At 41.3% G+C, this 3,785-nt stretch carries 4 protein-coding genes; 1 reads left to right on the plus strand and 3 read right to left on the minus strand.

What is annotated here, in order from left to right; all coding sequences use genetic code 11:
- The first annotated feature begins 116 nt into the window (after positions 1-116).
- Complete coding sequence (locus VF500_RS27095; protein WP_330862660.1) at positions 117-566, plus strand: lipocalin family protein; 450 nt, start codon at positions 117-119, stop codon at positions 564-566.
- Between the two features lie 4 nt (positions 567-570).
- Here VF500_RS27095 and VF500_RS27100 read toward each other — a convergent pair whose 3' ends face one another.
- From VF500_RS27100 to VF500_RS27110, 3 genes are all read right to left on the minus strand, one after another.
- Positions 571-2,676: a hypothetical protein gene (locus tag VF500_RS27100; protein ID WP_330862661.1), complete on the minus strand. Its 2,106-nt coding sequence runs from the start codon at positions 2,674-2,676 to the stop codon at positions 571-573.
- Positions 2,677-2,699: 23 nt separating this feature from the next.
- Entirely contained in the window at positions 2,700-3,140 is a 441-nt protein-coding gene (locus tag VF500_RS27105) for a hypothetical protein (RefSeq protein ID WP_330862662.1), read from the minus strand.
- A 212-nt stretch (positions 3,141-3,352) separates the two neighbouring features.
- Positions 3,353-3,785, minus strand: a 433-nt coding sequence (locus tag VF500_RS27110; protein ID WP_330862663.1) for a hypothetical protein, incomplete at its 5' end; no start/stop codon positions are given.

Below are 3,785 nucleotides of genomic sequence, written 5' to 3' on the forward strand. Positions count from 1 at the left end.
GAGATTAGTGAATGTTATTCCTGAGCATTACTTAAAATAATTGGTTTATTATCAGTAATTTAATTAAGTTTATTTATCGCTTCTGATCCTGACCAGTTAATCTAAAACAACCTTCAATGCATGCAAAGCATTTTTTAATAATTGCCATATCGGTATGTGTGCTGGTATCATGCAAAAAAGATAATAAGGCCGCAAGTCCTGCGGTTACCATTGTGGGTAAATGGTACCTGAAAAAATACCATACCCGCAACTATAAAAACAATGTGCTGTTGAGGGATACTGTCCGTACAGATTACTCCGTTACTGATTTTGAAGTTTTTAGCAACGACGGTTCAGGTTATACTTCAAATCTGACCCCATCCGGCGAAACGGCGCTTATTATATATCAATATACTTTGAGTGATAAAGTATTAACAATTAGTAAAACGACACCGGCATTTTACGAAGGCACTTATGCCGTTAATACACTTACTGAAAACACACTTGAAGTAACTTATGAAAGCAGTACAACTGTTAATGGGGATCATTACTACGGAATTGATAACATTAGTTTTGCGAAAGATTGAGCTGTTATTGAGTTTGAATATTTATTGAAGGCATATTAAATGTCAGACTGAATGGAGCCTGCCCGTTGCGGGTTTCGTATTCGCTATAGGTAGCAGTGTTTATAACTATGGTTTGCCACCTAACAGGGTTTTTATTGATCAGCATCTGTACCTTGGGCGAATATTTTATTGACTGCAGCCCACGGATATCGTTTACAGACAGGTCTTCGGCCATAACCTTCATTTTCTGCCCTGCAGTTTTGCTGATCACCTCTTCAATTCCTTCCTGGGTTTGCCAGTTTTGTACAAAGTTTTTGATGATAACCGCATTCTGAACGTCAAGACTTATTTCCTGATTGAAAACAAAACGATAGTAGTTCCAGGAACCGCTAAGCCCGATCCATCTCAGGTATATGGAGTTATCGTCAACAGCATCATCTATCCTTATGGTTTGTGCCCTGGTTAATGAATGTGTGCCATTTTCGTCATCGTATCTGATCTGGATATTAAAATAATAAGCTTCGGGCGGGAAATTGGCATTAACCACAAACCGGTGCAGGCCAACCGGACCAGCCAACGGCATTGTAAAAGATGTTTGGTTGCCAATGCTGAATTTGCTGCCATCTTCATTCAGGATCCAGGAATTGTCTTCGTTTTGTAGATAATCAGGTTCAGAACCGCCCGGCAGTACGTTCCGGTTAATATCCAGCAGGGTAAGCATACAATAGGGATGAAGGTTTGTCATCTCATCAGTAAAGATAAACCCAATGTCAAACGGATATCCGGCGGAGTATGCAGGCTCTTTGAAATCTGTTATCCACAGTGCAGGCGTATTAACATTTGGTACATAAGCCGCTAAATTACCGCCATATTTATCCCCAAGCTGTTTGGCTGCATAAACAACATAATACGGATGTTGAATTGGATTGAAGCTGGTTGTAAATCCTTCGGCCGATCCATCATCATAATGTTGGGCGTACTCAATTCTATAACTGCTGCAAAGATTAGTATCGTAATAATTAGCCTGGTTATAATCGCTGCTGTCGGCAGGGCGTAACAAACTCTGTAAAAAATTTGACAGGTCCGCTTTTATTGATCCTGTATTATCAGGCCGGTTTACCGATTTTATGGTTGATTGTAAACCAGTGAGCGGATCGGTATAAGTAATTCGTGTATGCAGTTCATAATACGGGTACATACTGTTTATATTAATAAAACCAGTATTGTCATTACTTGTAAATGGTGTGTTTATAACTATACTATTAGTGCCAATTACCTTCTCAATGGTATAAACACCTTTATATGCAGCAGTATTTATATAAACCTTATCGCCGACTTTTACCTTCGGCAAACCTGTATTGGGATCATTGAAATTGGCATTAACACTGATGTTAGCGTGTCCTTGCCCGCTGTCGGCTGTTATGCTTTTAATTGTGAAATCTTTTCGTTGATAGGTGAACACAATAGGATTGAACGCCGCGTTCCATCTCGAAATATAACCATCGGGAAGCATTACCGAAGGATCGCCTGTTAACAGGTTGGTGGATGTTGAAATGCTGATCTCAGCCGTATCTGTACAGCCCAATGGGTTGCTGTCTTTTACCAGCACATGTTTTAGTCCGCCGCTTAGGTTTGTGAAAACAGGCGAGGTTTGCCAGTTTACCCCCATATCTATGCTATACTGTATGGCTGCAAAACTTGAACTTGCATTGACGGTGATTTGAGCGTCGGCCGCTCCTGGTGCCGACTCGATCATGTTGATATCTATATAATTTATCTTCAGATCACATACAGAAGGATTGGTGGATGGATTATCTCCGGGTTTTACGGAAATTATGCTGAACGATACGTAATCGCTCCGGATCATATCGCCCTGCGGGCTGTATTCATAATCTCTGATAATCCCCGAATAAAGCGGGAATGATTGCCCTGCTACAATGACGGTGAAGTTGCCCGTATACCCGTTTTCGTTACGCTGATAGGTTACTTCGCAATTATTACCATTGGTGGGTTGCCAGGTATTGGTATCAATAATGCTGATGAAAACATCCCCCTGGTCAATCTGCCCCCCGTTTTGATCGGGGTAGGTTGTTGAGCTGATGGTTTCATTAATGGTGGCTATTATGCTCATTTTTTATTAGTGAAATGTGGAATTTAAAAAATATCAAAATACATGGTGGATAGCGTAACGGTTAAGCCAACCCCGGTAGTATTAACATCAAATTTGTTATAAACCGGCACACATTTGGCTTTTTGTCCTGCTTTGACCCTGAAATAACGGCCTTTGTCTTCACGGTATTTTGAAGATTTTACTATAAATTGGTTAGCCAATTGCAGTGCATGCGAGATGTAGGTTTCGTTTTCCGCAGTAAACTGTCCAAAATCTGTTTTGAACAAAAATTCCATGTAGATGGTAAAGGTGTTATCAACAGAGCCGTTAACCTGCGGACTTATTTCAATTGGTTGAAGCGGGTAAAGAAATACACAGGGAAAAGTGACGTCATCTGCAAGGGTATTCAATTCGGACTGGGTGCCATAGGCAAAAGCCGGACTGCCGGCGAGTGTTTGTACAATAGCTTCTATTTGGGTACGCATAATAATTAAAGCCCCGATCCCTGGTTTGGGGTGACTTGGTGTTTAATAGCCTTGCAGGGATAAGGCGCTTCAGATTGTAGTTTGAGATAGCTCGCTATATCGTTTTTGATATTCGGCTTCGGTTTTGTTGAGCAGTAGTTTGGTAAGTACCCGTTCATATGGCATACTCATGATCAGGTGCCATTTGGTAATATCACCGCCTGCCAGTGAATTTACAGTGTTGATGTATTTGAATTTTTCGAACGATTGGATACCCGCTCTTTTTTCGAGCGCGGTAGGAGCCGATGCCAAAAGTTTGTTTTCGCTATCGATAAGCTGGGATAACAGGTAAAAAAATGCTTTGAGATGGGCAGCGCCTCCGTTACCCGTAGTTTTTTAACTTCGTCAATAAAGCTTTCCACTTCGTATTCGTTGTATTTTTTGCCGGTGGCCCTGCAATAGAAGTATTGCGCCAATACCTGGCAGCAGGCGTTTAATGAAGGATTAAAATATTCCTGCCAATCATCTTCGCCATGTGTTTTTATATGGGTGCTTATTTCTTCGGCTATGATGTCACGCGCAGCCATAAACGCACCGGCCGGTTCAACCGAAAGGTTTTGCATTACTTTTACCCTTATTGTTTGGGGGGAGGTTCCATCGGTTCCA

The sequence above is a fragment of the Mucilaginibacter sp. genome (genome assembly GCF_036383575.1).
GTDB lineage: Bacteria > Bacteroidota > Bacteroidia > Sphingobacteriales > Sphingobacteriaceae > Mucilaginibacter.